General features: G+C 64.2%; 1 protein-coding gene. It reads left to right on the top strand.

The window, feature by feature from the left end; all coding sequences use genetic code 11:
• A partial coding sequence (locus LN415_09925) for a molybdopterin-dependent oxidoreductase (protein ID MCJ2557397.1) occupies positions 1 to 606 on the top strand: 606 nt, incomplete at both ends.

Raw genomic sequence — 606 nt, 5'->3', positions numbered from 1 at the left:
AGTGGGGCTGGAGTACAATCGCGAGCACCCTGTCAGCGAGGGGGCGCTCTGTCCCAAGGGCAACGCCGTGCTGGAGATCCTCGACCACCCGGAGAGATTGCGCCACCCGATGAAAAAGGTGGACGACGGGTGGCGACAAATCTCGTGGCCGAAAGCCCTGGACCTGGTGAGCCACAAGATCGACGAGGTCAGGCAGGCTCACGGCCCTGATGCACTGGGGTTCCTGGCCTCCGCCAAGTGCACCAACGAGGAGAACTATCTCTTCCAAAAGCTGGCCCGCCGTCTGGGCACGAACAACGTGGATCACTGCGCCCGCCTGTGCCACGCGCCCACCGTCGTCGGGCTGGCCCGCGCCTTTGGCAGTGGGGCCATGACCAACCCCATCCCCGACCTGGCCAACGCCGATTGCATCTTTGTCATTGGCTCCAACCTAGCCGAGAACCACGCGCCCGTGGCCCGTTGGGTGCTGAGAGCTAAAGAGAAAAAAGACGCCAAGGTCATCGTGGCCGACCCCCGCCTGACGCCCACTGCCTGGCTGGCCGATACCTTCTTGCCGCTCAGGCCGGGCAGCGATGTGGCGCTGCTCAACGGGATGATGCACGTCAT

The sequence above is a fragment of the Candidatus Thermoplasmatota archaeon genome, assembly GCA_022848865.1.
Lineage (GTDB): Archaea > Thermoplasmatota > Thermoplasmata > RBG-16-68-12 > JAGMCJ01 > JAGMCJ01.
The sequence above is the reverse complement of the archived record's forward strand: the minus strand, read 5'-3'. Positions and strand labels throughout refer to the sequence as shown.